Source organism: Inquilinus sp., from assembly GCF_057815775.1.
On sequence record NZ_JBYRFX010000146.1, the window covers coordinates 1 to 2853 of the forward strand.

The 2853-nt window shown below is 64.9% G+C and carries 3 protein-coding genes; all 3 read right to left on the bottom strand.

All coding sequences use genetic code 11. From position 1 onward, the window contains the following. On the bottom strand, positions 1–513 hold a 513-nt coding region (locus tag AC3XYG_RS05325; RefSeq protein WP_489138775.1), incomplete at its 3' end, for an ABC transporter permease family protein. Between the two features lie 12 nt (positions 514–525). Next, complete coding sequence (locus AC3XYG_RS05330; protein ID WP_489138776.1) at positions 526–1449, bottom strand: carbohydrate ABC transporter permease; 924 nt, start codon at positions 1447–1449, stop codon at positions 526–528. A 115-nt stretch (positions 1450–1564) separates the two neighbouring features. Then, positions 1565–2853: extracellular solute-binding protein (locus tag AC3XYG_RS05335; protein ID WP_489138777.1), on the bottom strand; the 1289-nt coding region annotated here is incomplete at its 5' end.

The following is a 2853-nucleotide window of genomic DNA, read 5'->3' on the forward strand; positions in this document are numbered from 1 at the left end:
GCTGATATCCTCGAAATAGCCGCGCACGATCCACAGGATCAGCGGCAGGGTGATCAGCTGGTACACCCAGATCAGCCCGATATAGGTGTCGCTGAGGCCGAGGTCCTGGAAGTACAGCTGCAGCGGCAGCAGCACCAGCAGTGGCGGGGCGAAGCGGAAGGACAGCATGGTGAAGGCCATGTTCTCGCCCAGCCGGAACTTGAACCGGGCGAAGGCATAGGCCGCCGGCACGCCGAGCAGCAGCGACAGCATGACCGAGCCGGCGCTGAGGATCAGGCTGTTCAGCAGGTTCTGCATGTAGTCGATCTTCAGCGCCCCGACATTGGTCGACAACTCGCCGGCGACCAGTGCCGCGTAGTTGCCCAGCGTCGGGCTGAAGATGATGCTGGGCGGGCTGCGCAGGATGTCGGCATTGGTCATGAACGACATCAGCGCGACCCAGACCAGCGGGAACAGGAAGAACAGCCCCACCAGCGTCAGCAGCACGCCGCGGAGGATCCGGCCGAAACTCATCGTATCCTCCCGTCAGGCCCGGCCGTGCGCGCGGGCGCGCAGCCGGAGCCATTGCTTGATAAAGACATTGCTGAGCGCGAAGGTGATCGCCCACAGCACCATCAGGATCGCGGCCGACCGGCCGATATTGGTGAAGGTGAAGGCCTCGAGATAGGCGCGGATCTGGAACAGCATCAGCCGGTCGCCCGGGCCGCCCTGGGTCATGGCGTAGACGATGTCGAATTGCTGGATACTGTCCAGCATGCGGAACAGGCTGGCGGTCAGGATATAGGGCAGCAGCATCGGCAGGGTGATGCGGAAGAACACGAAGCTGCGCGGCACGCCGTCCAGCTCCGCCGCCTCGAAGGGCTGGCGCGGCAGCGCGCGCAGGCCGGCCAGCAGCAGGATGGCGATGAATGGCGTGTAGACCCAGGTGTCGACCAGCACCACGGTAAACATTGCCGAGGCGGGGTCCGACGCCCAGCCGAAATTGGTGAATCCCAGGCTGTTCACGAAGTAGCTGAGGATCCCGAAATTCGGGTTGGTCATCAGCTTCCACATCAGGCTGGCGATCGCCGGCGCCACCATCAGCGGCAGGATCAGCAGCACGCTCATCAGGTTGTTGACCAGGCTGCGCCGCACCAGCAGCAGCGCGATGCCCAGACCCAGCAGCAGCTGCAGCCCGACGGTCAGCAATGTGTAGGTCAGCGATGCCTGGATCGTGCCCCAGAACCGGCCGTCGCCGAACAGGGCGATAAAGTTGTCGAGCCAGATCATCTTGCGCCCGGCCGGGAAGGCCAAATTGTAGCGCTGCAGCGAATAATACACTGCCGTGCCGAACGGGATCAGGATCCCGATCGTCACCAGCAGCGCCGGCAGGCTCAAGAGATAGGGCAGCAGGCCGGGGCCGGCGCGGCGGCGCGTTCGGGGCAGAGTGTCGGCGGCAATCGTGGCCACGGGTCGGGATCCTCTCGGGAGGCGGTCGCTGAACCCCGCCCCCGCCGGGGGAGAGAACGGCGGGGTGAGGCTGCCGCCGGACCGGCGGGGGGAAGGCCGGTCCGGCGGAACGGCGTCAGTCGGCCAGGCCGGCATCCTTCAGCTGCTGGTCGATGAACTCCGCCAGCTGGTCCAGTCCTTCATCGACCGGGATTTCGTTGGCATACATCTTCTGCAGGCTGGCGGCCCATTCCGTGGTCAGGTTGAAGAACAGCGGCTGCGGCGTGAAGTAGATCTTCGACCCGGCGGCCGAGGCCTTGTACTGGTCGAGATAGCCGGAATAGCTCTCCAGCCGATTGTGGAAGTCGGCATTGTCCCAGACCGACTGGCGGACCGGGTTGACCAGGTCGGCCTTGGTGGCGCCGAAGGTGGTGTGCTCGGTGCCGCTGGCCCATTGCACGAAGTACCAGCCGGCGTCGGGCTGCTGCGAGAAGGCGCTCATCGCCAGCGACCAGATCCAGACATTCGGTGTCGGGGCCGACGCGCCGGGCTTGGCGGTGAAGGGGTGGTAGGCGATGTTGCCGGCCTCCTTCGTCCCCTTGTTCTGGAAATAGCCCAGGATGTCGGCGTCGAAGATCATGGCCGAGGCGCCAGCGCCCAAATCGTTGCCGACCTCGTACCAGGTGTAGGTGGTCCAGTTCTTCGGCCCGCCCTTCTGGATCATCTCGATCCACAGCTTGGTGAAGTCCTTGGCCTCGGCGCTGTTCATCGACGCCTTCAGCTTGCCGCCGGTGGTGTCGAAATCCTTGCCGCCGTAGTTGGTCAGGCCCGAGAGGTAGCCGGGGTGGATCGTCGCCCAGCTGCGGCTGCCGCGGACGCCGATGCCGTAGAAGCCCTTGTTCAGCGCGCTCAGCTTGCCGGCCTGGTCGACCAATTCAGGCAGATCCTTCGGCGGCTTCATGCCGGCGGCGTCGAAGATCCGCTTGTTGTAAGCGACGCTGTTCAGCTCGAAGCCCCAGGGCACCGCCCATTGCTTGGCGCCGTCGCCGCCCAGCGGCTGGCCCGGCACACCCGACCAGGCGGTGGAGGCGCGCAGGCCGGGCAGCACGTCGTCCCAGTTGTAGGCGGCGGCCGTCAGCTCCGGGTTCTTTATGTACGGGTTCATGTCGGCCAGCCAGCCGGCCGGGCCGTACTGCCAGGTCTGGTAGGCGCCGGTCATGAACACGTCGTATTGCGGCGACTTGCTCGACAAGGTGGCGGTGACCTTGTCGAAATAGACGTCCTCCGGGAACACGTCGTAGCTGACGTCCAGCCCGGTCATGGCCTTGAAGTTGTCGAGGTTGGCGATCATCGCATCCGTATAGGGATGCTTGTTCAGCAGCAGGCTGATCTTCTTGCCCGCGAACTTCTTGAAGTCGGGGCCGT